At 73.3% G+C, this 25,813-nt stretch carries 23 protein-coding genes; 6 read left to right on the top strand and 17 right to left on the bottom strand.

The features are described 5' to 3' along the window. Positions 1–126: 126 nt before the first annotated feature. The 11 genes from ABZ854_RS01800 to ABZ854_RS01750 form a co-directional block, all read right to left on the bottom strand. Positions 127–435 (bottom strand): hypothetical protein, encoded by a 309-nt coding sequence (locus ABZ854_RS01800; RefSeq protein WP_361202597.1) that lies wholly within the window; start codon positions 433–435, stop codon positions 127–129. Between the two features lie 149 nt (positions 436–584). Next, on the bottom strand, positions 585–1,019 hold the full coding sequence (locus ABZ854_RS01795) for a hypothetical protein (RefSeq protein ID WP_361202594.1): 435 nt from the start codon (positions 1,017–1,019) through the stop codon (positions 585–587). 46 nt (positions 1,020–1,065) lie between these two features. Then, entirely contained in the window at positions 1,066–1,305 is a 240-nt protein-coding gene (locus ABZ854_RS01790; RefSeq protein WP_361202591.1) for a hypothetical protein, read from the bottom strand. Between the two features lie 199 nt (positions 1,306–1,504). Then, entirely contained in the window at positions 1,505–2,917 is a 1,413-nt protein-coding gene (locus ABZ854_RS01785; RefSeq protein ID WP_361202588.1) for a condensation domain-containing protein, read from the bottom strand. Between the two features lie 136 nt (positions 2,918–3,053). Continuing rightward, positions 3,054–4,028: an ABC transporter substrate-binding protein gene (locus tag ABZ854_RS01780; protein WP_361202585.1), complete on the bottom strand. Its 975-nt coding sequence runs from the start codon at positions 4,026–4,028 to the stop codon at positions 3,054–3,056. A 1-nt stretch (position 4,029) separates the two neighbouring features. Then, positions 4,030–5,991 carry an ABC transporter permease subunit gene (locus ABZ854_RS01775; protein ID WP_361202582.1) on the bottom strand — a complete coding sequence of 654 codons (1,962 nt, stop codon included), beginning with the start codon at positions 5,989–5,991 and terminating at the stop codon, positions 4,030–4,032. Continuing rightward, complete coding sequence (locus ABZ854_RS01770) at positions 5,991–7,223, bottom strand: glycine betaine/L-proline ABC transporter ATP-binding protein (RefSeq protein WP_361202579.1); 1,233 nt, start codon at positions 7,221–7,223, stop codon at positions 5,991–5,993. The genes ABZ854_RS01775 and ABZ854_RS01770 overlap by 1 nt, the downstream gene beginning before the upstream one ends. Beyond that, positions 7,223–8,752 (bottom strand): GMC oxidoreductase, encoded by a 1,530-nt coding sequence (locus ABZ854_RS01765; RefSeq protein ID WP_361202576.1) that lies wholly within the window; start codon positions 8,750–8,752, stop codon positions 7,223–7,225. Before ABZ854_RS01765 ends, ABZ854_RS01770 begins: the two co-directional genes overlap by 1 nt. Before the next feature lie 60 nt (positions 8,753–8,812). Then, on the bottom strand, positions 8,813–10,333 hold the full coding sequence (locus ABZ854_RS01760) for an aldehyde dehydrogenase family protein (RefSeq protein WP_361202573.1): 1,521 nt from the start codon (positions 10,331–10,333) through the stop codon (positions 8,813–8,815). A gap of 190 nt (positions 10,334–10,523) precedes the next feature. Continuing rightward, positions 10,524–10,973, bottom strand: a complete 450-nt coding sequence (locus ABZ854_RS01755; RefSeq protein ID WP_361202801.1) for a DUF664 domain-containing protein — start codon at positions 10,971–10,973, stop codon at positions 10,524–10,526. An 11-nt stretch (positions 10,974–10,984) separates the two neighbouring features. After that, positions 10,985–12,379, bottom strand: coding sequence for an MFS transporter (locus ABZ854_RS01750; protein ID WP_361202571.1), 1,395 nt, complete (start codon positions 12,377–12,379; stop codon positions 10,985–10,987). A 163-nt stretch (positions 12,380–12,542) separates the two neighbouring features. Between ABZ854_RS01750 and ABZ854_RS01745 the strand changes: the two genes are divergently transcribed. Next, on the top strand, positions 12,543–13,517 hold the full coding sequence (locus tag ABZ854_RS01745; protein ID WP_361202569.1) for a LysR family transcriptional regulator: 975 nt from the start codon (positions 12,543–12,545) through the stop codon (positions 13,515–13,517). Here the strand turns inward: ABZ854_RS01745 and ABZ854_RS01740 are convergent. Together ABZ854_RS01740 and ABZ854_RS01735 are read right to left on the bottom strand one after the other, a co-directional pair. After that, entirely contained in the window at positions 13,482–14,405 is a 924-nt protein-coding gene (locus ABZ854_RS01740) for a helix-turn-helix domain-containing GNAT family N-acetyltransferase (protein ID WP_361202567.1), read from the bottom strand. The genes ABZ854_RS01745 and ABZ854_RS01740 overlap by 36 nt on opposite strands. Before the next feature lie 110 nt (positions 14,406–14,515). Further along, positions 14,516–15,568 carry a hypothetical protein gene (locus ABZ854_RS01735; RefSeq protein ID WP_361202565.1) on the bottom strand — a complete coding sequence of 351 codons (1,053 nt, stop codon included), beginning with the start codon at positions 15,566–15,568 and terminating at the stop codon, positions 14,516–14,518. Positions 15,569–15,760: 192 nt separating this feature from the next. On the opposite strand from ABZ854_RS01735, the gene ABZ854_RS01730 reads away from it, so the two are divergent. The 4 genes from ABZ854_RS01730 (at position 15,761) to ABZ854_RS01715 (ending at position 23,355) form a co-directional block, all read left to right on the top strand. Next, on the top strand, positions 15,761–18,754 hold the full coding sequence (locus ABZ854_RS01730) for a type 2 lanthipeptide synthetase LanM family protein (protein ID WP_361202563.1): 2,994 nt from the start codon (positions 15,761–15,763) through the stop codon (positions 18,752–18,754). 59 nt (positions 18,755–18,813) lie between these two features. Next, on the top strand, positions 18,814–19,017 hold the full coding sequence (locus ABZ854_RS01725; RefSeq protein WP_361202561.1) for a hypothetical protein: 204 nt from the start codon (positions 18,814–18,816) through the stop codon (positions 19,015–19,017). A 143-nt stretch (positions 19,018–19,160) separates the two neighbouring features. Next, positions 19,161–22,106 (top strand): AAA family ATPase, encoded by a 2,946-nt coding sequence (locus ABZ854_RS01720; RefSeq protein ID WP_361202559.1) that lies wholly within the window; start codon positions 19,161–19,163, stop codon positions 22,104–22,106. A gap of 124 nt (positions 22,107–22,230) precedes the next feature. After that, entirely contained in the window at positions 22,231–23,355 is a 1,125-nt protein-coding gene (locus ABZ854_RS01715) for a hypothetical protein (RefSeq protein ID WP_361202557.1), read from the top strand. A gap of 112 nt (positions 23,356–23,467) precedes the next feature. Here the strand turns inward: ABZ854_RS01715 and ABZ854_RS01710 are convergent, their stop codons facing one another. From ABZ854_RS01710 to ABZ854_RS01695, 4 genes are all read right to left on the bottom strand, one after another. Continuing rightward, positions 23,468–23,617 carry a hypothetical protein gene (locus tag ABZ854_RS01710; protein WP_164992316.1) on the bottom strand — a complete coding sequence of 50 codons (150 nt, stop codon included), beginning with the start codon at positions 23,615–23,617 and terminating at the stop codon, positions 23,468–23,470. A 31-nt stretch (positions 23,618–23,648) separates the two neighbouring features. Next, positions 23,649–23,813 carry an LxmA leader domain family RiPP gene (locus ABZ854_RS01705; protein ID WP_361202555.1) on the bottom strand — a complete coding sequence of 55 codons (165 nt, stop codon included), beginning with the start codon at positions 23,811–23,813 and terminating at the stop codon, positions 23,649–23,651. A 215-nt stretch (positions 23,814–24,028) separates the two neighbouring features. Beyond that, positions 24,029–24,175: an LxmA leader domain family RiPP gene (locus ABZ854_RS01700; protein WP_361202553.1), complete on the bottom strand. Its 147-nt coding sequence runs from the start codon at positions 24,173–24,175 to the stop codon at positions 24,029–24,031. A gap of 30 nt (positions 24,176–24,205) precedes the next feature. Further along, positions 24,206–24,364, bottom strand: a complete 159-nt coding sequence (locus tag ABZ854_RS01695; RefSeq protein WP_361202551.1) for an LxmA leader domain family RiPP — start codon at positions 24,362–24,364, stop codon at positions 24,206–24,208. A gap of 204 nt (positions 24,365–24,568) precedes the next feature. On the opposite strand from ABZ854_RS01695, the gene ABZ854_RS01690 reads away from it, so the two are divergent. Beyond that, positions 24,569–25,810: a helix-turn-helix transcriptional regulator gene (locus tag ABZ854_RS01690; protein ID WP_361202549.1), complete on the top strand. Its 1,242-nt coding sequence runs from the start codon at positions 24,569–24,571 to the stop codon at positions 25,808–25,810. Positions 25,811–25,813: the final 3 nt, after the last annotated feature.

Here is a 25,813-nt window from a genome sequence, read left to right as displayed (position 1 = left end):
AGGGAGCCCGGGCGCGCGTGCCGTCACCGGCCGTGCGCCCGGGCCGGAGAGGTCCAGACAGCGGCGCGGCCCGGACGCCCGCCCCCGACAGGGTCGACGTGCGTCCGGGCCGCCTTGGGTGCGTACTTACTGGTCACCCTGGTTCTGCTCGTAACCGCCCTGCTCCGGACCGGCGTTGCCCTGCACCTGCGGCTGCGCCTCGGGCTGGGCCTGCTGCTCCTCGGGCTGAGCCGCGGGCTGCATCTCCGGCTGGGTCGCCGGCATGTTGTAGAGGTAGTCGCCGCCGGTGGCCACGGCGTTGGCCGTCGAGTTGGCCACAGCGGTGATCTGCGGGGGCGCGTCCTCGCCGCCGGCGGCGGAGCTGACCCCGGCACCGAGGAAGGAGATCCCCGCGACGGCCGCCGCTACGACTGCAACGCGCTGAAACTTACGCATGGAAAGACCCTTTCGTGTCCGGGCGGACGCCCGGCCTGACTACTTAGTGTGAGCATATACACACAAAACGTAGTTCCCGAGGATCTGGCCACGCTCATGCGGCGCGTATGCCCCGACTGCCGTACGGAGTTACGGTGCCCCGAGCGGAATCAGGGTGCCTCCACCGGAAGGATCCGGCCCATGGGGCGCATCGCCGCGTCTCCGGCCCAGCCCGGCTCGTCGGCCCTGAGCGGCGCCACACCCATCGTGGGCTGCGTCGGGGCGACGCCCATCGTGGGCTGCGTGGGAGAGACCCCCACCGTCGAGGGGTTGCAGGTCACCGTGGGGCCGTACAGCTCCGAGCCGTTGCCCAGGACGGCGGGCACCCGCACCGGCTGCTGCTGCTTGCAGGTGTCCTGGTGCGGCAGGCTGCCACCCTCGGGAACCTCGCCCTTGATCCGCTGCGTGCAGCTGAGGTTGCCCAGGAGGTCGCGCGTACAGGTTCCCGGGTCTGCGGCGGCGTGCGCCGGAGTGAGGCCCAGGCAGGACGCGGCGAGGCCGCCGACGAGTCCCGAGACGGCCGCGATCTTCTTCCTGCTGAACATGTGGTGCGCTCTCCTTGGTAGGGATGCCCGGATGACGCGACCGGACTCAGCCGGCGATGTTGTACTGGCGGCAATTGGTGTTCACGGTGCCGGCGTAGCCGAGGACGGGGACCGGGACGTCGTTCTCGGACACGGTCTGCGGGCTGCACTCCTGGTAGGGGCGGTACGTGGTGGTCGCCTGCGGCTCACTGCCGTAGCCGTCCGCCATGGCGGGGGCGGCGCCCACGGCGGACAGTCCGCCTGCGACCGCCACTGCTGCGATCACGACCTGCTGAAGCTTGCGCATGGAACCCTCGGTCCTTTGCTCATACGGCGAATTGATGGCCCAGTGCGGCTGCAACGCGCACTGGCGGTGGTGGTGAAACCCGCTTCGTACGGACTATCCGTCCCAAGTGGGATGTGGTTACCCGGAATCACCCGTTGGGTGTCAACCGGCCTCAACCAGACACATCAGATGACGAATCACCCGGGGGCGGGAACGGGCGTCAGGAGAGTGCCGGCTCCGCGAGCAGCGGGCGCTCGGGTGCGGGCACGGAGAGGATCAGGTCGCGCAGTCTTTCGACGTACCGCCGTACGTTCTTGTACGCGATGTCGGTGTCGGGGTAGCGGCAGGCGAACCACAGGCCCTCGTTGAGCCGGTTGACCCAGGCGCACAGCTGGTCGCCGTACGACACCCGGATCAGCCCGTACGCCTTCTGCTCGGCCCAGTCGGCGGCGCCGGGGAGCAGCCGGGCGTCCACGTACGAGATGATCGAGTACATGTCGGGCGAGGTCGGCCGGAAGTCCGCGCCGAGCAGCCTGAGCACGCGCGCCAGCGGAATGCGTGCCAGCGTCCGGTTGGCCCGCAGTTCGGCACGTACGGTGCTGAGCGCGGTCTGCAGGTCCGGCGCCGCGGGCACCTCGATCGGCGCTCCGCCGACGTACCAGCCGACCGAGTCCGACCACGCCGACTTCAGCCGGGTGTGGAACGGCACGACGGTGCGGTAGACCGGCTGCCCGCCGAGTTCGTGGACGATCAGGCTGGTCGCGGCGAGGATGCCGACGAGGCTGCCGCCGTAGGGCCGGCAGTACGCCTCGAACGCGGCGGCGGCGTCCGCGTCGACGAGCGGCTCGCACACCAGCTTCTGGGTGGGCAGCTCGCCGCCCGGCTGCAGACCGAGGTCGACGGGGAACTCCGGGAGCCGGCCGTCGCACCGGGCGATGAACTCCCGCCAGCGCGCGACGATCGCGTGGGTATCGTCGATGCCGTCCGCGTTCGCCCGCTCCTGCTCGCAGAAGTCGACGTAACTGCCCACGGACGGGCTGCTCACGGGCACGCCGGTGACGTCCGCCGTGTACAGCGCGGTGATCTCCTCCGGGATGCGGTGGATCGAGTAGGCGTCGACGTTGGTGTGGTCGAAGGCCAGGTACACGCTGGTGGTGTCGTCGCGAACGACCGCCGCGTAGATGAGGTTGGGCCAGCCGAGCGCGTCCGCCGTGGCGTCGAACCGGTCCTGGAGATAGCGGACCAGCGCGGCCGGGTCGGTGAAGTCGCCGACCTCCTCGCGGTGCAGGGACACGTCGTTCTCGTCCAGCGTGAACCGCTGCATCTCGTCGCCGGCCCACCGGAAGCCGCTGCGCAGCGTCTCGTGCCGCAGCGTCCAGCCGCGCAACGCCCGTTCCAGGGCGTCGAGGTCGGCCCGGCCGGGCAGGTCGAAGGCCGCGCCGAGCCAGGTCGGTACGAACAGCCCGTCCTCCCGTACCGACCGGGCGGTCCTGATGTGCGACTCCTGGATGTACGCCGGCGGCCGCGGATCCGGTGGCAGCGCCGCCGCGGCCGCGATGGTCGCCGGGCTGAACCTCCACTCGACGAGCCGTCCTGGCCGGACCTCGCAGCGCTGGATGTCAGAAATTCGCACGGTGGCGTCTCCTTCGCAGAAGACACCAGCTTGCTGAAGGGCGGGCCGTACGCGGGCCACGGGCGCGGTGGAGATCCGCTTTTCAGCGGGATGTGTGATGCCTCGAACGAGGAAGCGAGGCATCACGACATCGGTGTCAGGACAGCCACTTCTTCCAGACGGACGGGTGGCTGTCCACCCACTTCTTCGCCGCGTCCGCCGGTTTCATCTTCTTCTCGGCGATCATCAGCGAGACCTCGTTCTGGTCCTCGGTCGTCCACTTGAACTTCTTCAGGAACCGAGCCGCCTTCCCGCCCGACTTGGCGAAACCGGCGTTGAGGTACTTCTGCAGCGGGGTGCGCGGGTAGGCGCAGGCGACCTTCGCCGGGTCGGCGTCGCAGCCCTCCTTGTACGGCGGCAGCTTCACCTCCGTCATGGGCACCTTCTCGAACAGCCACTGCGGGGCGTACCAGTACGACAGGAACGGCTTCTTCTCCTTGGCGAACTGCTTGATCTGGGTGATCTGCGCCGCCTCGGAACCGGCGAAGACGACCTGGTAGTCCAGCTTCAGGTTCTTCACCAGCGCCTTGTCGTTGGTGACGTAGGACGGGGAGCCGTCCATCAGCTGGCCCTTGCCGCCGCTCTCCGCGGTGCGGAAGAGGGAGGCGTACTTGTTCAGGTTCTTCCAGTTCGTGATGTCGGGGTGCTGCTTGACCAGGTAGGTGGGGACGTACCAGCCGATGTGCCCGGTGACCCCGAGGCCGCCGGCGGGCGCGATCGTCTTCTTGTCCTCGACGTACCGCTTCTCCTGGTCGGGGTGGCCCCAGTCCTCCAGGATGGCGTCGACGCGGCCCTGGCTGAGCGCGTCCCAGGCGGGCACCTCGTCGACCTGGACGGTGTCCACGCGGTAGCCGAGCTTGTGCTCCAGGAGGTACTGGGCCACGGCCACGTTGGACTGGGCGCCGACCCAGGACTGCACCGACAGGGTGACGGTCTTCGAACCCCGCGCGTTGGCGAACGGCGAGGCCTGCTTGGTCATGTCGGCGGCGCCGCAGCCGGTGAGCAGCGTCAGCGCGGACGCGGCGGCGACGGCCACCGACACGGTCGTACGGATGTGGGTGCGTGTACGCATGTCAGGCTCCCTTCCTCGCGCGACGATCCGTCGGCTGCGTCACCCGGTCGAGCATCAGGCCGAGGCAGACGATGGCGGCACCGGCGACCAGGCCGGTCGCCAGGTCGCCCTGGGCCAGGCCGAAGACGACCTGGTAGCCGAGCGCGCCACCGCCGACCAGGCCGCCGATGATGACGACCGCGAGGACGAGGACCACGCCCTGGTTGACGGCGAGCAGCAACGAGCGGCGGGCCAGCGGGAGTTGCACCTGCCAGAGCTGCTGGCGGCTGGTCGCGCCGAGCGAACGGGCGGACTCCAGCGCGGCCGGGTCGACCTGCCTGAGGCCCTGCGCGGTGATCCGGACGACGGCCGGCAGCGCGTACACGACGGCCGCCGCTGCGGCGGGGGCGCGGCCCACGCCGAACAGGGCGACGACCGGGATCAGGTACACGAACTGCGGCATCGTCTGGAAGACGTCCAGGACCGGGCGCAGGGCGCGGTCGACGCGGTCGCTGCGGGCGGCGGCGATACCGGTCGCGAAGCCCAGGACGAGGGTGACGGCGACGGCGGCCAGCACCTGCGACAGCGTGTCCAGGGACGGATTCCACACGCCGAGCACGCCGATCGCGGCCATCGCGAGCACGGCCGTCAGGGCGGTGCGCCAGGTGCCGATCAGCCAGGCCAGCGCGGCGACGACCAGCAGCACCGCCCACCAGGGCAGCCCCTGCAGGCCGGAACGGACCGGGTTCAGGACCCAGGTGGTGAAGTGGGCCGCCCAGTCTGCGGTGCCGCCGACGACCGGGACACCGGAGTAGAGGTGGGAGGTCATCCAGTCGACGGCCCGGTCGACGGGCGAGGCGATGTCCACGGTCCAGGAGGCGGGCCAGTCGGGCCGGCCCAGGAGCCGGGCGGCGAGCGCGACGGCGACGGTACCGCCGAGCACCGCGGCGAGGACTGTGGCCCGGGCGTACGGCCCTCCGAGCGGGCCGGAGTGCTCGCGGCCGGCACCGGCCGCGCCGGTCACGCGGTCCAGGACCACCGCCAGCAGCACGATCGGGATGCCGGCGGCGAGGGCCGCGCCCACGTCGACGGAGGCGAGGGCCTGGTAGACGCGGTCACCGAGCCCGCCCGCGCCGATGACGGAGGCGATGACGGCCATGGACAGCGCCATCATGATCGTCTGGTTGAGGCCGAGGAGGAGTTCCTTGCGGGCCAGCGGGATGCGGGCGGTCAGCAGCCGCTGGCGGGCGGTGGTGCCGAGCGACTCCACGGCCTCCAGGACCTCGGGGTCGGCGCCGCGCAGGCCGAGCGCGGTGAGGCGGGCCATCGGCGGGGCGGCGTACACGACGGTGGCGAGGACGGCCGCGGGGACGCCGATGCCGAAGACCAGGACGACGGGGAGGAGGTACGCGAACGCCGGGAGCACCTGCATGGTGTCCAGCACCGGGCGCAGGGCGCGGTCCATGCGGTCGGAGAGGCCGGCGGCGAGGCCGAGGAGCGCGCCGACGGCCACGGAGACGAGGACGGCTACGACCATGAGGGCGAGGGTCTGCATCGTGGGCACCCACATGCCGAGCGCGCCGCAGGTGAGGAAGGCGACCGCCGTGCCGAGGGCGAGCTTGATGCCGCCCAGGCGCCAGGCGAGGAGGGCGCCGAAGGCGGTGACTCCGGCCCAGCCCGCGGCGAGGAGGGTGAGGTAGACGGCGCGGACCGCGATCACGACGGCGTTGCTGATGTAGCCGAAGAAGTAGAGGAAGAGGGGGTGGCTGTCGCGGTTGTCGATGATCCAGTCGTTGACCTTGCCGAGGGGGTGGGAGAGGTCGACGGTGAGGGGGGTGGGCCAGTTGCCGCTGCCCCAGTGGGCGTTGAGGATCGGGGCGAGGATCGCTGCCGCCAGGGCGAGGACGAGGAGTTTGCGGGCGGCCCGGGATTTCAGGAGGGCCGGGGTTCTCGTACTGGACGTCGTCGCTGTGAGCGTTGCCATCAGACGGCCTCCGTGGTGGGGTCGGCCGGGGGCGGGGTCGCTTGCCCGTGCTTACGGGGTGCCGCTGCGCCCACCCGTGCCGCCCCAGCGGCACGATTGCCCGCAGCTACGGAGGCGTCGGTGTCCGCTGCCGGGTGGGCTGTCGCCCCAGCTGGACGACTGCCCGCAGCTATGCCGGCCACTACTCCGAGCAACTGCTCGTGGTCCACCACTCCCAGGCAGCGGCCCTCGGTCATGACTCGGGCCGGGGTGCCCGTGCGGGCTACTGCTTCTATGGCTTCGGAGACTGTGGTGTCGGGGGTGACGGCGGGGCCGCCGGTGGTTTCGGCGGGGGTGGCGGGGCGCATCGCGGTGCGGCAGGTGAGGACCTGTTCGCGGGGGACGTCGCGGACGAACTCGCGGACGTAGTCGTCGGCCGGGGAGCCGACGATCTCCTCCGGGGTGCCGAGCTGGACGACCTGGCCGTCGCGCATGAGGGCGATGCGGTCGCCGAGTTTGAGGGCCTCGGCGAGGTCGTGGGTGATGAAGACCATGGTGCGGCCCTCCTCGCGGTGGAGGCGGGTCACCTCGTCCTGCATGTCACGGCGGATCAGCGGGTCGAGGGCGCTGAACGGCTCGTCGAAGAGGAGTACCTCGGGGTCGACGGCGAGGGCGCGGGCGAGACCGACGCGCTGGCGCTGGCCGCCGGAGAGCTGGCCGGGGCGGCGCTTCTCCATGCCCTCCAGGCCGACCTTGGCGACGACCTCGGCGGCCCGTGCGCGCCGCTCGGCCTTGCGGACCCCCTGGACCTCAAGGCCGTACGCCACATTGTCGAGGACCGTGCGGTGCGGGAGCAGGCCGAAGTGCTGGAACACCATCGCGGCCCGGTGGCGGCGCAGTTCGCGCAGCCGGGAGCGGTCCATGGCGCGGACGTCCTCGCCGTCGATGGCGATCGTGCCGGCCGTCGGCTCGATGAGGCGGGTCAGGCAGCGGACGAGGGTGGACTTGCCGGAGCCGGACAGGCCCATGACGACGAACACCTCGCCCTTGCGGACGTCGAAGGAGACGTCCCGGACGGCGGCCGTGCAGCCGGTGCGGGTGCGCAGCTCGGCGGGGTCCAGGGCGGCCAGTTCCGGGTCGGCGGGGACGCGGTCGGCCTTGGGGCCGAACACCTTCCACAGGCCGTCGACGGAGAAGACGGGCGTGGCGGCGTCGTCGGTGGGGGGCTTGCGGGTGGGGACCGTGAGCGCCATCAGGCGTCACCTCCTATCAGGTCGACGGCCTTCTCCCCGACCATGAGGACGCCGATCATCGGATTGACGGCGGGCATGGTGGGGAAGACGGACGCGTCGGCGATGCGGATGCCGTCGAGGCCTTGGATCTTCAACTGCGGGTCGACGACGGCGAGTTCGTCGTCTGCGGCGCCCATCCTGCAGGTGCCGGCGGGGTGGTAGACGGTGTGGGCGACCTTGCGGGCGTACTCGCTGAGTTCGGCGTCGCCGAGGATCTCCGGGCCGGGGCAGACCTCGCGCTTGAGCCAGCCGGCGAGCGGTTCGGATTTGGCGATCTCGCGGGCGATGCGGATGCCGTCGACGAGCGTCCGGGCGTCGTAGTCGTCCTCGTCGGTGAAGTACCGGAAGTCCAGGGCGGGCTTCACGGCCGGGTCGGCGCTGGTGAGGTAGAGCCGGCCGCGAGACTTCGGCTTGGGGATGTTCGGGGTCATGGAGACGCCGAACTCGGGCCGCTGGTAGCCCAGTCGCTCGGGGTTGTCGGTGAACGGGATCTGGTAGAAGTGGAACATCAGGTCGGGGCCGGCGTGGCCGGGGTCGCGGCGCACGAAGAGGCCCGCGTCGGAGTCCATCGCGGAGTTGTCGGGGATCGGCCCGTTGGTCTCCCAGACGATGACGGACTCGGGGTGGTCGAGCAGGTTCTCGCCGACGCCGGGCAGGTCGTGGACGACCGGGATGCCGAGCGCTTCGAGGTCCTGGCGGGGGCCGATGCCCGAGTGCAGCAGCAGGCGCGGGGAGTCGACGGCGCCGGCGCACAGGACGACCTCGCTGCGGGCCCGTATCAGCAGGTCCTCGCCGTCCTTGGTGCGCACGTGCACGCCTTCGGCGCGGGTGCCGTCCAGCTCCAGCCGGTGGGCCCAGGTCTCCAGGAACAGGTGCAGGTTGGGGCGTTCGTCCATGACCGGGTGCAGGTACGCCACCGACGCCGAGGACCGTTTGTTGTCCTCGGGGTGGTAGGCGAGGTCGAAGAATCCGACGCCCTCGCTGAAGGGTTTCTGGTTGAAGCCCTCGACGCGGGGTACTCCGAGTGCCGACTGGGCGGCGTCGACGAAGTCGCGGGCGATGGCGTTCCGGTCCTTCTCGTCGACGGGGACGATGTTGTTCTTCAGGCGGGCGTAGTACGCCTCCATGGGCACCGCGCCCCAGCCCTTGGCGCCGGCGGCCTCCCACTCGTCGAAGTCGGAGGGCAGGGGCTTGAAGGCGATGAGGGTGTTGTGCGAGGAGCAGCCGCCGAGGACGCGGGCGCGGCTGTGCCGAATGTGGGAGTTGCCGCGTGGCTGCTCGGTGGTCGGGTAGTCGTAGTCGAGGTCGCCGCCGAGGAGGCCCATCCAGCGGCGCAGGGTGAGGACGTCGTCGCGGCCGACGTCGCTGGGGCCGCCCTCGATGACGGCGACGGTGACGTCGGGGTTCTCGGTGAGGCGGGAGGCGATGACGGAGCCCGCCGTGCCGCCGCCGATGACGACGTAGTCGTAGACGTGGGGGGTCTCGGACATGGGGGTGCTACTCCAGAGGGGCCAGAGGGGTCGGTCGGAGAAGAGGGAGGACGGGTGGGCTCAGCCGGCGAACCAGCGCACGGGTGCGGGCGCGAGGTTCTCGTACACGTGCTTGGTCTCGCGGTACTCGGCGAGCCCGGCGGGGCCCAGTTCGCGGCCGGTGCCGCTCTTGCCGAAGCCGCCCCACTCCGCCTGTGGCAGGTAGGGGTGGAAGTCGTTGATCCAGACGGTGCCGTGGCGCAGGCGGGCGGCGACGCGGCGGGCGCGGGCGGTGTCGGCGCTCCAGACGGCGCCGGCGAGGCCGTACTCGGTGTCGTTGGCAAGGAACACGGCCTCGTCCTCGGTGCGGAAGGTCTCCACGGTGAGGACGGGCCCGAAGACCTCCTCGCGTACGACCTTCATCTCGCGGTGGCAGCCGTCGAGGACGGTCGGCTCGTAGAAGTAGCCGGTGGCGGGGCGTTCTGCGGAGGGCTCGGGCCGCTTGCCGCCGCAGCGCAGCAGGGCGCCCTCGGCGAGCGCGGAGGCGACGTACGCCTCGGTCTTGGCGCGCTGCTGCTCGGAGACGAGGGGCCCGCACTCGACGCCGGTCTCGGTGCCCCGGCCGAGCCTGATCCGCTGGGCGCGGCGGGCGAGTTCGGTGACGAAGCGGTCGCGGACGGACTCCTCGACGATGAGGCGGGCGCCGGCCGAGCAGACCTGGCCGCTGTGGATGAACGCGGCGTTGAGCGCCTGGTCGACGGCGGTGTCGAAGCCCTCGTCGGTGGCGCAGGCGTCGGCGAAGACCACGTTGGGGTTCTTGCCGCCGAGTTCGAGGGCGACCTTCTTGACGGTGGGCGCGGCGGCCTGGGCGACCTTGACGCCGCTGACGAGGCCGCCGGTGAAGGAGACGAGGTCGACGTCGGGGTGTTCGGCGAGGCGGGCGCCGACGGTGTGGCCGGGGCCGGTGACGAGGCCCGCCACGCCCGCGGGCAGGCCCGCCTCGGCCAGCAGCTCGATCAGCGCGATGGTGGTCATCGGGGTGATCTCGCTGGGCTTGACGACGAAGGTGTTGCCGGCGGCGAGGGCCGGCGCGATCTTCCAACTGGCTTGGAGGAGCGGGTAGTTCCAGGGGGTGATGAGGGCGCACACGCCGACGGGTTCGTGCACGACGACGCTGTGGACGCCGGGCGAGCCGGCGTCGACGACGCGGCCGGGCGCCTCGGCGGCGACCAGGTCGGCGAAGTAGCGGAAGGCGTCGGCGACGCAGTCGATGTCGACGCGGCCCTCCTCGACGGTCTTGCCCGCGTCGCGGCTCTCCAGCAGGCCGAGTTCCTCGCGGTCGCGGACGAGGAGGTCCGCGACGCGGCGCAGGAGTGCGGCGCGTTCGGCGACGGGGGTGCGCGGCCAGGGGCCGGTGTCGAACGCCTGCCGGGCAGCGGCCACCGCCCGCTCCGCATCCTTCTCGTCACCCTCGGCGACGACGGCGAACGGCAGGGCGTCCGCCGGGTCGACGATCTCGCGCGTGGCGCCGGAGACCGCGTCCAGCCAGTCCCCGCCCGCGTGGATCGTCGCCCGGGTGTCTCGTTCCGTTCTGTCCGCCATCATCCGTATTGCCTTCCGTTCCAGTTCCGTACCCCTCTGTCACACACGTGACCCACTCGGGGACCGTGACCGCCTGCCCGGCCACCCGAATCGCATGCGCGATCGGTGACCGAAAGTGCGGGGGGTCACTACTAGTTCGGAAGAAATGTAATGAAAACGGATATTTTGTCCGCCCTGGGGGTCCGGCTCCTCAGAACTGGAAGCCGGCGAGCGGGTCCTCCCCCACCCGCCCGTCCACGACCTCCCTCAGCAGGTCGGCGTGGCCGGTGTGCCGGCCGTACTCCTCGATCATGTCGACGAGCAGCCGCCGCAGGCTCGGCGACTCACCGGTGCGCGAGACGTACGCGGCCCGGTACCCGGCACCGCCGTCGGCGACGGCCTTGGCCACATGCTCGCGGGAGCGGGCGACCGCGTCCCGCCACAGCCCGTACAGCGTCTCGGGCCTGTCCGTGCCGGCCGTCCGCCACTCCCAGTCCGGCTCGGCGTCCCAGTCCACCGCGTCCCACGGCGCGGGCATCGGCTGTCCGAGCAGCCGCCGGGTCAGGTACTCGTCCTCGACGAGCGCGAGGTGCTTGAGCAGCCCGCCCAGCGTCAGCGAGGACCCTGTGACGGTACGACGTGCCCGGGCCGTGTACGGCAGCGGTCCGGCGCTCAGACGCGGGACAGTGGGCGTTCCCGGTCCGGCGTGACCGTGTGCGACCGGCGTCCACCGCCGTACCCGACCACCACGAGTGCCGTGGCCGCCAGGACGATCAGGGCGACGACGCGCAGGGACGGGCCCATGCCCTGGGTGAGGTCGGTGTGGGTGGACAGGATCGTGCCGGTGACGGCGACGCCCAGCGCGGCGCCGGTCTCGCGGGCGGTGGTGCCGAGGCCGGAGCCGAGGCCCGCCTGGTAGGGCGGGAGGGAGGTGACGACGCCGAGGGTGAGGGCGGGCATGGACAGGCCGGTGCCGGCGGAGATGACGAGCAGCCAGCAGGCGTAGCCCCAGTAGGGGGTGCCCGCGTCGGCGGTGGAGGCGCCGAGCAGGCCGAGCCCGATCAGGGCGAGCCCGCTGCCGATGACCGCGCGGGGACGGCCGGACCAGCGTGCGGCGAACCGGGGGACGAGGAACATGCCGATGGTCAGCGGCATGATCGCGACCCCGGTGAGGGCGGCGCCGTAGCCCTTCACGCCTTGCAGGTACTGCGAGTTGAGGAAGAAGAGGGAGAACAGGCCGAAGAAGCCGGTGGCCGTGCCCAGGCAGGTGGCGCGCAGCCGGGGCGAGGCGAAGACGCGGGGGTCGAAGAGGGGCGCGGGCGAGCGCAGGGCGTGGACGGTGAAGGTGCAGATCAGGACGGCGCCTGCCGCGAACGCGCCGAGGATGCGGGCGGAGGTCCAGCCGTACGACTGGCTCTCGATGATGCCGAAGAGGACGGCGACGAGACCGGCGGTGAGCAGGAGGGTGCCGAGCGGGTCGGGGTGGCTGTGCGCGGAGCGTTCGGTGCGCGGGGTGGTGACGGCGACCGCGAGGGCGAGGAGCCCGGCGAGCGGGACCATGACGGCGAACAGGGCGCGCCAGGACAGGAACTGGCCGACGAGGCCGCCGCCGATGTTGCCGGCGGCGCCGCCCAGGCCGAGCGCCAGTGTCCAGGCGGCCATCGCGCGGGCCCGGTGTTCCGGTGTGGTCAGCTGCATGATGATCGACAGGGTGGCCGGGGTGATCAGGGCCGCTCCGGCGCCGGACAGGCCCCGGCCCGCGATGAGGACGGCCGGGGTGGTGGCGAGGGCGCTGGTGGCGGCGCCGGCCGCGAACAGGGCGAGGCCGGTGAGCAGCGCGCCCTTGCGGCCGTTGCGGTCGCCGAGCGCGCCGGCGGGGACGAGGAGGCCGGCGAAGACGATGACGTACGCGTCGACGGTCCACAGGATCTCGCTGTGCGAGGGGTGCAGGGAGGATGAACTCAGTTCCGGTATCAGCAGGTTGATGGCGGCGACCATGCCCTGCGCGACCATGACGCAGGCACACAGGGCGAGCAGGGTGGAGCGTTTCAGGGCGTGCGCGGGCACGGCTCCTCCTGGGAGCTAGGCGGTGGGTGTGGGATGTCCACGGGACACTCGCGGGCTGTCCATGGATGCTCGCGGGCTGCGTGCTCCAGCCGACCCGTGGGCTGCCCTGTCACCGTAGGCTCGGCGGTGACCTGCTTTCCAGTGCAACCTTTGCAAGGGGTACTTGCGCGTGACGCAATCCAATGAGGAGTCCGGTGCGGCGGCGGACGCCGGGGCCGTCGACCTGAATCTGCTGCTCGCCCTGGACGTGCTGCTGGAGGAGCAGAGTGTGCGCGGCGCGGCCCGCCGGCTGCATCTGTCGGAGCCCGCCATGAGCCGCACGCTCGGCCGGGTCCGCAAGGCGCTCGGCGACCCGGTGCTGGTGCGTGCCGGACGCCGGATGGTGCCGACGCCGCGCGCGCTGGCGGTGCGGGCCGAGGTGAGCGCGGTGGTGGAGCGGGCCCGCGCCCTGTTCGCCGCCGGTCAGGACACCGACCTGCGCACGGTGCACCGGACGTTCACGATCATCGGCCACGACACCATCGCCGCCGCGCTCGGCGCCACGCTTTTCGCCCGCGCCGCCCGCGACGCGCCCGGCATCCGGCTCCGGTTCCTGTCCGAGAGCCATGTCGACGGGCCGTTCCTGCGGCAGGGCACCGCCGACCTTGAGGTCGGGGTGATCGACGCGGTCTCGCCCGAGGTGCGCGTGGAGCGCCTGCACGAGGACCGGATGCTGGGCGTCGTACGGCCCGGACATCCCTTGCTGGACGGCGAGTTGACGCCCGAGCGGTTCGCGACGGCCGCCGAGCACCTCATCGTGTCCCGGCGCGGCCGGCTGCGCGGCCCCATCGACGACGCGCTCGCCGAACTGGGTCTGGAGCGCCGGGTGACGGGCAGCGTCGGCACCTTCCCGGGCTCACTGTTCGTGCTGCGCGAGACCGATCTGATCGGCCTCATCAGCTCCTGGTTCCGCCCCCTGGCCGCCACCCTCGGCCTGGCCGTCTTCGAGCTGCCCCTGCAACTCCCCGCGATCGAGGTCAGTTTGGCCTGGCACCCCCGCCACGACGCCGACCCGGCACACGCCTGGCTGCGCTCCTGCGTGCGGGACCTGATGGCCCAGTGGTCAGCCGGCGGCTCCGGGGCCGGCACCCTCGCCTGACAGCCGCTTCTCGAACCAGTGCCCGGCGTACGGGTTGTCGTCGTAGCGCGGGATCTCGGTGTACCCGCACGCCCGGTACATCGCCTGCGCCTCGGTGAGCACGGGGTGCGTGTCCAGCCGTACGACGTCCAGACCGCGCTCCCGGGCCTGTCCCTCCAGCCCCTCCAGCAGCCGCCGGGCCAGGCCCAGCCGACGGGCACCCGCGCTCACCCACACGTGCCGGATCTCGCCGACGCCCGGCTCCAGCCGGCGCAGCGCCCCGCAGCCGACGGGCCGCCCTTCCTCGTACGCCACGAGGAAGGCACCGGCGTCCCCGGACACCTCCTCGGGACGGACGAGCGCGGCCTTGTCGAAGCCCTCGGGGAAGCGGGTGTCGAGATCGGCGGCATAGGCGTCCAGGCAGGCCAGCGCGTCCGGGGCACCGCCCTCGACGACCTCCACCCGGATCCCGGCCAGCCGCAGCAGGCGCTCCGCCGTCGCCATCGCCCCGGTCAGCTCGGCCCGCTGCGCCGGCGTGAGACCTCCGAGCAGCCCGGCGACCAGGGCGTCGGACCTCCGGTTCTGCTCCCCGATCTCGACCCGCCCGGCCGGCGTCGGCTCGATCGTCCGCTGCCGGTTGTCGTACGCGGCCACCCCGACCCGGACCAGGTCCTGCGCCTGCAGCGCCTTCGCCATCCGGCTCAGATACCCGGCATCCAGCCCGAGCCGGCCGCGCAGCTCCCGCAGGGACACCCCGGTCCCCTCCCCGATCTCGAACAGCAGCCGCGCCTCCCCGAGCGGCCGGTCCTGACCGAGGTAGTGCTCGTCCAGGGCCCCGATGCGCCGAGTGAAGTACCGGTTGAAGCGACGGAAGGCGGCGACCTGCTCCGCCGAGACTGATTCGGCCATTCTTTGACTTTAGTCAAAGAATGGTGACGGAGTCAGGGCCTGTCCGGCGGATCTTCGTGGAGCAGCCCGTGCCAGGCGTCGCGGGCCCACGAAGATCCGCCGGACAGGTCCTAGGCGGTGCAGGACGCGTTCGTCGGGCAGAAGGAGGTCAGGGCGGTGGTGAGGGGGGTGCGGATCCGGTCGGCGGGGAGGTCTTCCGGGCCGCTGGAGCGGATCGCGTAGAGCGTGCCGTCGGGCGCCTGGAAGCGGTGGTCGATGACCTGCCGGGCGCCCTTGTCCTCGTCGTCGTAGCGGTACGACAGCTCCGCCCAGGCGTCCCCCGAGTCGCTGCCCCGGGCCTGGAAGCCGGGCTCGTGGGCGTAGCCGTAGCCGGGGTCGTTCTCGGCGAGGTCCAGGGACTCGGACGGGGTGGCCTCGGACAGCTCGAAGATCTGCAGCTGGCGTCCGTCGGAGGGGGAGTCGTAGTACACGACGGCCGCCTTCTCCCCTTGTTTCTGCCGCCTCGTCCAGCCCTCCGGGACGGCGAGGGTGTAGCCGACGGGGTCGGTGGTGAGGCGGTATCCGGCGGGGGCGGTGGGGGCACCCTGGGTGGTGGGGGTGGCTCCGGGGGTGGGGGTGCCGGCGGGCTCGCTGTCCGGTGCGGTGGTGGTTGCGACGACGGTCGGCGCGGCGGAGGCGCCGGTGGTGCCGCTGCCGCCGCCGTGGTCCCGGCCGACGTACCAGACCCCGAAACCGGAACCGAGTCCTACGACGACCATGGCGACGAGGAGCGCCGCGAGGCGGGCATTGGCGCGAGTTCGGACGGTGGCGGGGCCCGGTGCGCCGGGCTGGGGCGGGGCGTATGTCGGTGGTGGGGGCGGAGGCGGGCCGACGTAGGTGTTGGCCGTGGACCAGCCGGGCGGGGGCGGGGCGTTGACCACGGTCGGGCCCGGCGCGGGGGGTGGGGGGTCGCCTCGGCGGCGGTCGGCGTCCGCTGGGGTCGGGGGTGTACGGGGTTGGTGCAAGGGCGGGGGCGGGATGTTGGTCAGGGGTCTGGTCGTCTCCGTCGTCTCCGTCTGGGGCACCCTTTCCGCCTTCTCCTTCCCCTCCTCGGTGGGGGTGTGGCTGTCGACGACCGCCTCACCCGGCCGTTCCTGTCGGTCCCCGTCGTTCCCGTCGCTCATCGCGAACCCCCCGAATCACCGTTCCTGTGCCGCTTTTCGACGGTAGCGGCGAAATCGGGCGGGGGACCCGTCGGTGACGTAACCGGAGGGGGCCGTTCGCCGGCGGTGCTGGTGTGAAGTGGGGTGGGGGTGCGGGAACTTGGGGGGTGATTACCCATCCCGGCCGGGTGCGCCGATGACATGGTTCAGGGCGTGAGCGAGCAGCGGACAGCCCTGAAGAGCGCGCCGCCACCGGCCGGCGTCGGAGCGGTGGTGGCGGAGGACGCGGCCGGGCTCCGGGACGTCGTCCTCGACGCGGTGCCCGAGGAGCCGTCGGCGCCGGACCCGGCCGACACCGGCACCCTGCGCCAACTGGCCCACCCCTTCCGCTCGTTCATCGCGGAGGCGGAGTCCCTCGTGTGCGGGCGGCCGCCTGCGGACCCCGGGGTCGATCTCGGCGCGGTGTGGGCGGGCGTCGCAGGCGGTCTCGCCGAGCGGCTGGCCGATCTCGCCGGCCGGGTGCTGGTGCGGGAACTGGACGAGGCCCGTGCGGCGGGGCGGCTGCGGGGGCGAACCGGAGGGGAGCGGTACCTCGACTTCCTCGGCGGTCTCGGCGGTCGCACCGCGCTCACCCGCCTCTTCGCCACCTACCCGGTGCTGCCCGGCCTGCTCGCACGGGAGGCGTACGGCACCGCGCAGGCCCTGGCCGAGCTGCTGGACCGGCTGCGCGCCGACCGTGCGGTGCTGGACGGAGGGCTGCTTCCCGGCGCCGGCACCGTGCGGCTGACGGAGGTGGACCTCGGTGCCGGCGACCGGCACGGGGGTGGCCGTTCGGTGGCGGTGCTGCGGTTCTCCGACGGGCGGCGCCTGGTCTACAAGCCGCGTCCGCTCGGCCTGCACCAGTGCTGGAACGGCCTGCTGGACTGGTTCCGCACGGCCCTGCCGGACCTCGCGCCGCGCGGCGTGACCGTACTGCCCCGGGGCGACTACGGCTGGGCCGAGTTCGTGACGCCCGCGTCCTGTGCCGACGAGGCCGAGGTGGCCCTGTTCTACCGGCGCCAGGGTGCGCTGCTGGCCCTGTGCCATGCCATCGACGCGACCGATCTGCACGCGGAGAACGTCATCGCCTGCGGCGCGCACCCCGTCGTCGTCGACGTGGAGACGCTGTTCCATCCGGCCTGGCAGCCCCGTACCGACGTCGGTGACGATCCGGCGCCGGCCGCCCTGGACGACTCGGTCGCGCGGACCGGGCTGCTGCCGTGGCTGTTGTCGACGGACGCCGGGGACGTGGACGTGTCGGCGTTCGGCGGGGGCGGCCCGGACGCGGCCGCGCTGAGCGTGCGGGACTGGGCCGGGCTCGGCACGGACACCCTGCGCCTGGTACGGCGGCCCGCTCCCGCTCCCGGCGGCGCCAACCGGCCCACGCTGCACGGCCGTACCGTCGAACCACTGGACCACGGCGACAGCCTGCGCACCGGCTTCGCGCTGGGCTACCGCGCGGTGCTGGCCGGCGCCGAGGAACTGACCGGCGCGGACGGCGCACTCGCACGCTTCGCCGGGCATCCGACGCGGGTCGTGATGCGTCCCTCGCACGTCTACGCCACGATGCTGGCCGAGTCCGTCGCCCCGGAACGCCTCACCTCCCGCGAGGCGCACGCCGCCGCCTTCGCCGGCCTCACCGCCGAGACCGGGCTCCCCCACCTGCGGGAACTGGCGCCGTACGAGCGTGCCGACCTCCTCGCCGGTGACCTGCCCCTCTTCACCGGCCGCACCGACGGCCGCCGCCTCACCACCTCCCGCGGCGAGCCCCTCCCCTTCACCCCGGCCGCCTCCGGCCTCGAAGCCGCCCGAGCCAAGATCGCCCGCATGTCCACGTCCGACCTCCGCAAACAGGACTGGGTGATCGCGGCGACCTTGGCGACGTCAGCGGCAAAAGGGGGCGGCGGTGCATCCAGGCACCTGACCACTCCGGCCCAGCGCACCCCCTCAAGGGGCGCGGGGAACTGCGCGACCAGCCACAGCACACCCGCAGCCACCCAGCGCACCCCAGCCCCCCTGGCCCTCGCCCGCCAACTCGCCGAAGGCCTCCTCACCCGGGCCGAACGCAACGCGACCCGCACCAACTGGATCGGGCTGGAGACCCTGGACGACGGTGCCTCCTGGACCGTCGCCCAGCTCGGCGGCGGACTCGCCGACGGCTACACCGGCACCGCCCTCTTCCTGGCCGAACTCGGCGCGCTCACCGGCGTAGAGCGCTACAGCGCCGTCGCCGCGCACGCCGCACGGGCGCTGCCGGACCTGGTCGGCGTACTGGCCCGCTACCCGGCGCTGGCCCAAGAGGTCGGACCCGGCGGCTACTTCGGGCTGGGCGGCATCTGCTACGGCCTCGTCCGGCTGGCCGGCCTCCTGGACGACGGCGCCCTGCGCGCGGCGCTGCGGCCGGCCCTGACCGCCCTGGCCGCGGCGGCCGACGCCCCCGGCCAGGACCTCGGTGTGGGCAACGGTCCGGCCGGCGGACTCGCCGCGCTGCACGCCGTGCACGCCGAGACCGGTGATCCCGAAGCCGCACGCCTCGCGGACACGTTCGCCGCCCGGCTGGCCGAGGCCGTGGACGCCGGGCAGGGCTACGGGGAGCCCGGCTTCCTCAGCGGCGCCGCGGGGGTGCGGTGGGCGCTGGGGCTGCGAGAGGGGGGCGGGATACGTCCCGGCGGCGGGCGCGGGGCGTCCCGCGACGGCGCCGGGACACCGTCGGCCGCGTTCACTCGTCCGGGGGGCGACCCGGACGAGTGGCCGGCCGACGGCGGGGGCTCGGGGGAGCTGGGCTGGTGCCGGGGACAGGCGGGTGCGGTGCTCGCCCTGGGCGGCGAGGCGGCGGGTACGCCCCTCGCCCACCGGTTCCTCGGCGCGGTCGCCGACCGGCCTCCCCTGGCCGACCAGTCGCTCTGCCACGGCGAACTCGGTGTGATCGAGGCCCTGATCGAGCTGGAGCGGTCCGGCCACCCGGGCGCGCGCCGGCTCCGCGTGGCGGCCGGCCGACATGTGATCGAGGCGGTCGAGCGGGACGGCGCGCGCTGCGCCACCCCGGACCACGTCCCCACGCCCGGCCTGCTGCACGGCATGGCGGGCATCGGCTACGGCCTGCTCCGGCTGTACGACCCCGGGGAGGTTCCCTCGGTCCTCCTGCTGCACCCCGGGCGCCCCCACTGACGTACCGACGACCACCAGCACACGGACGACACCCGCGCATGGAACCGAAAGGAAGCACCATGGACGAGAACATGATGAACGAGTCGGAGTACACCCCGGCCGAGGAGTCGCTCGACGAGACCGAGGCCGGGAACGGCGCCGGGACAGACGCCGCGGCGCGCAGGCGGCGGTCGAGAATCCTGGCCGGGCTGACCGTCGGAGCATGTGTACTCGGCGCGAGCGCGGCCGGCTTCCCGACCCCGACTATCGTCAGCATCCGCTGAGGAGTTCAAGCATCCCCTGAGGAGGCGGGAGCGACCCAGGCACCGGCACCGCGAAAGGCCCCGGCAGGTCCGGTCTCCACGGAGGCGGGACCGCCGGGGCCTTCGCCAACCCCGGGAATTGTGGCGGACGTTACAATCCGCGCATGCGTACCCGTGCAGCCGTCCTGGTGGGGCGGTCGAGTGAACTCGCGACACTGGGCACGTATGTGGATGGCGCCCGGCGGAGCAGGGGCGGTGCCCTGTTCCTCGCGGGCGAGCCCGGCATCGGCAAGTCCCGTCTGCTGCGGGAAGCGCTGGACTCGGCGTCGGCCGCCGGGATGCCGGTGCTGCGGGGGCGGGGCAGCAGTACGGGGCCGGCCGTGCCGTTCCGCCCGCTGGCCGAGGCCCTGTTGTCGGCGACCCGGGGCGGCCTGGACCCGGCCCGGTGGGCGGACCTCGGCCCCTACCGTCCCGTTCTCGGCAGGCTCGTACCGGAGTGGGCCGAGCGGGAGGAGCCGCGCGGTGACGCCTCGCTGGTGGTGCTCGCGGAGGGAATCCTGCGCCTGACCACCCTGGCGGGCCGGGAGCACGGCTGTGTGCTCGCCCTGGAGGACCTGCACGAGGCGGACCCGGAGACCCTCGCCGTCGTCGAGTACCTGGCCGGGAACCTCGCCGGGCAGCCGGTGCTGCTGCTGGCCACGCTGCGTTCCGGGGCGGGCGGCGCCGCGGTGCTGGCCGACGAACTGACCCGGCGCGGCGACGGCACCGTACTGACGCTCCCCCGGCTCGACCGGCCGCAGGTGCACGAGTTGATGGCCACCTGTCTGGAGACGCGCCCGGAGTGCCTGTCCGACGGGGCGTCGGAGCGGGTGTGGCAGGACAGCGGCGGCAACCCCCTCATGGTCGAGGAACTGCTGCACAGCATGATCACCTCGGGTGACCTGGTGGACGACGAGGGGGTGTGGCGGCCGGCCGGGACCTCCGTGGCCGCCGTGCCGCCGACACTGCTGCGGGTGATCGGCGCCCGCGCCGACCGGCTCGGCGACGAGGTCACCCGGCTGCTGTCGGTGGCCGCCCTGCTGGGCCGGCGGTTTCCGCTCGCCCTGGTCCGCCGCGTCCTGGGCCTGCCGGACCACGCGCTGCTCGGCGAGGTCCGCTCGGCGGTCGAGGCCCAGTTGCTGGTGCCGGACGAACACCAGCCGGGCTGGTACGCGTTCGCGCACCCGCTCGCGCTGGAGGCGCTCCGCGGCCGGCTCGCCGCGGACGAACTGGCCGCGCTGGCACGGCGGGCGGCGGAGGAGACGGAGGCCGCGCAGCCCGGCCTGCCGGGCGATTGGTGTCAGTTGGCGGCCCAGCTGCGGGAGTTCGCGGGCGAGCCGGTGGAGGCGGCGCGGCTGTACGTCGAGTGCGGGCGCCGGGCGACGGCGGACGGGGCGCCGGGTTCGGCGACGGCCGTACTGCGGCGGGCCCGGGCAACTCTCGCGCAGGCCCGCGGTGGCAGCGCGCACCACGAGGTGCGGCGCGATCTGCTGGAAGCCCTGTTGCACGCGCTCGCCGAGGACGGCCAGTTCGAGCAGGCGGTGGGTGTGGTCGACGAGCTGACACTGTACGCGCCGGGCGACCGGGCCCGGCGGATCGACCGGCACATCCGGCTGGCCTGGGCGGCGCAGGTCTCCGGGCACTGGGCGGAGGGACATGCGCAGGTGACGGCGGCCCGTGAGCTGGCCCCGGGGGTGGCCGGCCCGGAGCAGCTGGCCGCGCTGGACGCGGTCGGCGCCTACCTGGCGATCCTGAGTCCGGCGCCCGACCGGCTCGACCGGTGCGACCGGCTGGCGCGCAGCGCGGTGGAGCTGGCGGCGGGTGTTCCGCTGCCGTCGGTGATCTGCCAGGGCTGGTACGCCATCGGGTACGCCGCCCGGGAGCGGGACCTGGCCGAGTCGGACGCGTGTTTCCGGCGGGCGCTGGAGGCGGCGGTGGCGCACCGGCTGCCGATGTGGCGCAACTACGCGCTGACCGGTCTCGGCGGGAACGCGTGGCTGGCCGAGGGGGACGCCGGGCCGCTGCGGCACGCGCACGCCGAGATGCTGCGCTGCGGTGCCGTCGGGCTCGCCCAGAACGCGGCGGCGGTGCTGGGTCTGAGCGCCGTACTGGCCGGTGATTTCGAGCGCGCCGAGCGGGAGCTGGCCGCGTGCCTGGCCGAGAGCCGGCGGCTGAAGCTGGTCGCGGTGACCCACTACGTGCTGACCTCGCGGGTGGTCCTGGCGGCGCACCAGGGGCGGCGGGAGGAGATGCGGGCGGCGCTCGACGAGTTCACCGCGCTCGCCGGGGACGAGTCGGCGGAGGCGTCACAGGTGCACGGGCTCGGCGCCGCGTTCTGTGCCCTGCTGGAGGAGGACCGGCCGGCGGCGGAGCAGGAGCTGGCCCGGGTGACGGCCGAGCGGAGCCGCCGGCAGACCCCGTTCCACCTGGACGGACAGCACGGTCTCGGCGTGCTGCTCGACGTGCTCGCCGGACGGGCCGGCGAGGAGCGGGTGCGGTCCGTCGCGGCCACCAACAGCGGCCGGATGCGGTGGAACCGGCACTTCCTGGCGCTGGCGGAGGCGGTGCTGGCGGGGCGGGGCGGGCAGGCGGAGGCGGTGACGGCCGCGATGGCCCGCGCCGACGCGGCGGGCCGGGTGTTCGGCATGGCGCGCTGTCTGGGGCTGCGGCTGGTCGCGGAACCGGCGGCGGTCGAGGGCTGGGGCGAGCCGAAGGCGTGGCTGCGGGAGGCCGAGGAGCACTTTTACCAGGCCGGCGTGGGCCCGGTGGCCGCCGCCTGCCGCACCCTGCTGCGCCGGCTCGGCGAACCGGTACGGCAGCGCCGGGTCGGCACCGAGCGCATCCCCGAGCCGTTGCGCCAACGGGGTCTGACGGCACGAGAGTACGAGGTGCTGGAACTGATGCCGGAACGCCTCGGCAACAAGGCGCTGGCCGCGCGTCTGCACATCTCCCCGCGTACGGCGGAGAAGCACGTGGCCAGTCTGCTCCAGAAGACCGGCCTCCCGGACCGGGACACCCTGTTCGACCGGGCCCGCGAACTGCTCTCCCGCGGGGTGCCGGGGGCCTCTTGAGGACCTGCTGACCACGGCGGCCCGAATCTGGGGCCAGTTCCCCCATGTTTCGGGGGGCGGTGCGCCGGAGGATGGACGCGTCCGAAGCGTAGGGACGGGCAGGGACGCGTAGGAGGGGGCTGTCGTGGCACTCGGCGAGACGGTGGGGCTGTGGCCGGGCAGGCGGGGACTGAGGGGGGCGCGGCCGGGCACGCTCGCGGCGCCGCCGTTCCCCGATGTCCGCGAACTCCGGCCGCTGACCGCTCCCCCGGCCCAACGGGCGACCGTGGTGGACCTCGCGCTGTGGACCGTGGGCGCCGGCCGGGACGCCGTGCCGCTCGCAGTCGCCCGCCGCGCCGTGCCGGGGGCGCTCCCCGACCCCGCAGGCCCTGCCCGTCCCGCATGCCCCGGCGCCCCGCTCGACGCGGCCCGGGAGTCGTTGCGGCGGGGCCGGTACGCCGAGGCCGCCGCGTCGGCACGGCGGGCACTGTGGACCGGGCGGGAGCCGGAACGGGCCGAGGCGCTGTGGACCGGGCGGGAGCCGGAACGGGCCGAGGCGCTGTGGATCCTGGCCGTCGCCCTGTGGCAGGGCCCGGAGCCGGCGTCCGCCGCCGTGTTCCGGCTCAGGACCCTGTGGGCGGAGCACGCCGACGGCCGGCCGGCGGCCCGGCTCGTCCTCGCAGGCCCGCTGGCGGTACTGCACGCCATGCGGGAACGCGAACCGGAAGCCCGGGCCGCGCTGGCCGAGGCGCGCGCCGCCGCGGCGGAGGTCGACCCCGCGGGCGGAGCCGTCCTGCTGCCGCTCCTGACGGCCGAGGTCGAGTCGCTGGCCGGTCGGCCCGAGCGATCCCTCCACCTGCTGGAGGAGGCGGCGCAGGCAGCGGCCCCGCTCGGCCTCGAACGGCTGCGGACGGCGGTGGACCGTGCGGTCGTACGAAGGCGGGGGGAGCTGTACCCGGAGGGTGTACGGCGGCTCGGGGACGGCGGTTGGCCCGGGGAGACGGGTGGGCCCGAGCGAGAGGTGGGCCGGGGGTGTGCTGCGGAAGCGGTCGCGGCGGCGGGCCGGGCAGTGGCCGAGGCCGTGGCGACCGATTCCCCGGTCGCCCAGGCGCTGGCCCGGCTGGACCGGGCGGAGGCGCTGCGGTGGGCCGGCCGGCCGCAGGACGCGCGCCGGGAGGTGTGCCTGGCGGGTCTGTGTTTCGCCCGCAAGGGCCACGTTCCCGGGGTGAGCCGGGCGGCGGCGCGGCACGCGGCGCTGGCGTCCGCCTGATCGCCTCACCGCCTGACCGTATTTACACCTACCTACGCACGCTTGAGGGGCAGGGGGCCTGTCGGCCCACCTGCCCCTCAGTGTTCGTCGCCCCCCGGTGGCGCCCCGTCGGCTAGACGCTGACGGTCGCCACGGTGCCGGTGCACGTCGTGGTGACGTACGAGAAGATCGAGGTCGTCGGCAGTTCCCGCTCCGCCGAGGCCGCGAGTTCCGCGACGTCCACGAAGTACCGGTAGCCCTCGATGAGTTCCTGCTCGCTCACGACTTCTCCTCGCACTCCGTGTGGTGGTGGGTCAGCAGGTGTGCTCGGCGGTGAGCGACAGGGTGATGCCGCTGATGACGCTGGCGAGGCTCAGGGACAGGGACGCCTCCTCCTTGGTCACCGTGGTCGCCTGGGCGGCCAGCTCCTCGACGTCGGTGTAGGCGGCGAAACCGTTCATCAGGTCCTGAGCAGACATGTGGGTCTCCTTCGTGGTGTCGGAATGCCCGTTGCCCGGGCACATCTCATTTCTACGGGGCATGACATTCAGGAGTCAAGAGTCATGACATTTTCAGTCAGATTCTCTGTCGCGACCGACTCCCCGGGAACGCCAAGCAGGGGCAGAGAGCCTGACGGCTTTCCTGCCCCTGCTGAGGGAACGCGCTGGGTCGAGCACTCACACGGGGACCCCGGCTAGTTGGTGATCGTCGGGGTCGCGGTCGTGGGGTAACTGATCGTGAAGATGGTGGTCGTCGGGAGGTACTCCCCCGCCGGAGACGCCGCGAGCTCCTCGGCGTCGGCGAAAGTGCGGTACCCCTCGACCAGATCGTGTGCGGTCATGACTCGGGCCTCCTGATGCGGGCGGCGGGCTCAGCAGCCGGTGTCGTAGGTGTGCACCAGGCTGATCGTCACGAGGGTGACCGCGAGCGACATCGACTGCTCCTCCTTGGTCACCGTCGCCGGCTGCGCGGCCAGCTCCTCCGCGTCGGTGTAGGCGTCGAAACCGTTCATCAGGTTCTGGGCGGACATGGGTGTCTCCTTCTGACGTCGGAACAGGGGTGAGGTCCCGGCCCGCGATAGCCCGGCGGGCCGTGCACCACTTTTCTACGCTCCATGACATCATCAAGTTTCGTGACTACATTTGTCATTGCAATGCGAACCAAAGGACTGGAGCGGCCGTCGGCGCCGTAAGCTGGCTCCCACTCCTTGACACGGACGCGGAATGGACGGCGCATGGAACTGTTGGGCCAACCGGAGTTCGGCCGGCTGCTGCGCAGGCTGCGGGTCGAGCGAGGCTTGTCACAGGCGGACCTCGTGGGCGCCAAGGTCTCCGCCAGCTACGTCTCGCGGCTGGAGTCGGGCGGCCGGGCCGTCACGCCCCAGGCGGCCGCGCATCTGGCGGACCGGCTGGGGATCGCGGCGGACGTCTTCCGCGTCTCCCCCGGCACGGCGGCCACCGACCGGGCGCCCGCGCTGCTCGCGGCCGCGGTCACCGCGCTCGACGACGGCGCGCCCGCCGAGGCCGTACGACTGCTCGCCACGTGCGCCGCGCTGCCCGACGTCTCCCCCGCCTACGCCTGGCAGGTCCTCTGGCAGCTGGCCCGCGCCCACGAACGGCTCGGTGACGTGCCCGCGCGACGGGACGCCCTGGAGCGGCTGCGGCCAGTCGTCCAGGAGGCGGGGATCACGCATCTGCGGGTACGGGTCCTGGCGGCGCTGTCCGGCTGTGACCGGACGCTCGGCGACACGGAGGCGGCCGTCGCCGAGGGCCGCGAGGCACTGGCGTCCGCGCAGGGCGCGACGGCAGCGGACCAGGCCGAGGCGCTGGCCGCGCTCGCGGCGGCGGAGGTCGAGGCGGGACGGCTCGGCGAGGCCGACGAACACGCCGGCCTGCTGCTCGAACACGCCGAGGGGGCTTCCGGGGGGCGCAGGGTGCGCGCGCTGTGGACGGCGGCGACGGTCCACGCGGCGCGGGACGCGCACGACAGGGCGCTGCCGCTGCTGGAGGAGGCGCTGCGGGCCGCGGACGCCCGGGCCGACCTGCTGCTGTGGGCGCGGCTGCGGCTGGCCGCGGTGTCCGCGCACCTCGAGGTGCACGGGGAGGTGACGGCGGAGGCGGAGCGCTGGTGCCGGGAGGCGGAGACGGCGCTCGCGATGATGGACGGGCCGGCCGGGCATCCGGCGGAACTGCTGGCCGTCCAGGCGCGGATCGCCTTCCGGCGGGGTGATGTGGCCGGCGCGGCCGGACTGTGCCGGGAGGCGCTCGCCGAGCCCGGGACCATGAGCCACCACGACCGCGTCCGCACCGAGATCCTGCTGTACGAGGCCGAACTGGCCGCGGGCACGGGGGAGCCGGCGGCGGCGGAGCTGCGCCGCATCGCCGAGGAGGCGACCCGCTCCGGCAATCTCGACGTCGCCGCCCGCGCGTGGAAGGCGCTCGCGGAGGCGACGGTGAAGGGAGCGGAGCCGGCCTGAGCC

Origin of the sequence: Streptomyces sp. NPDC047028 (genome assembly GCF_040644095.1) — a bacterium.
Lineage (GTDB): Bacteria > Actinomycetota > Actinomycetes > Streptomycetales > Streptomycetaceae > Streptomyces.
Note: the sequence above shows the minus strand (reverse complement) of the source record. Positions and strands in the feature narration are given on the sequence as shown.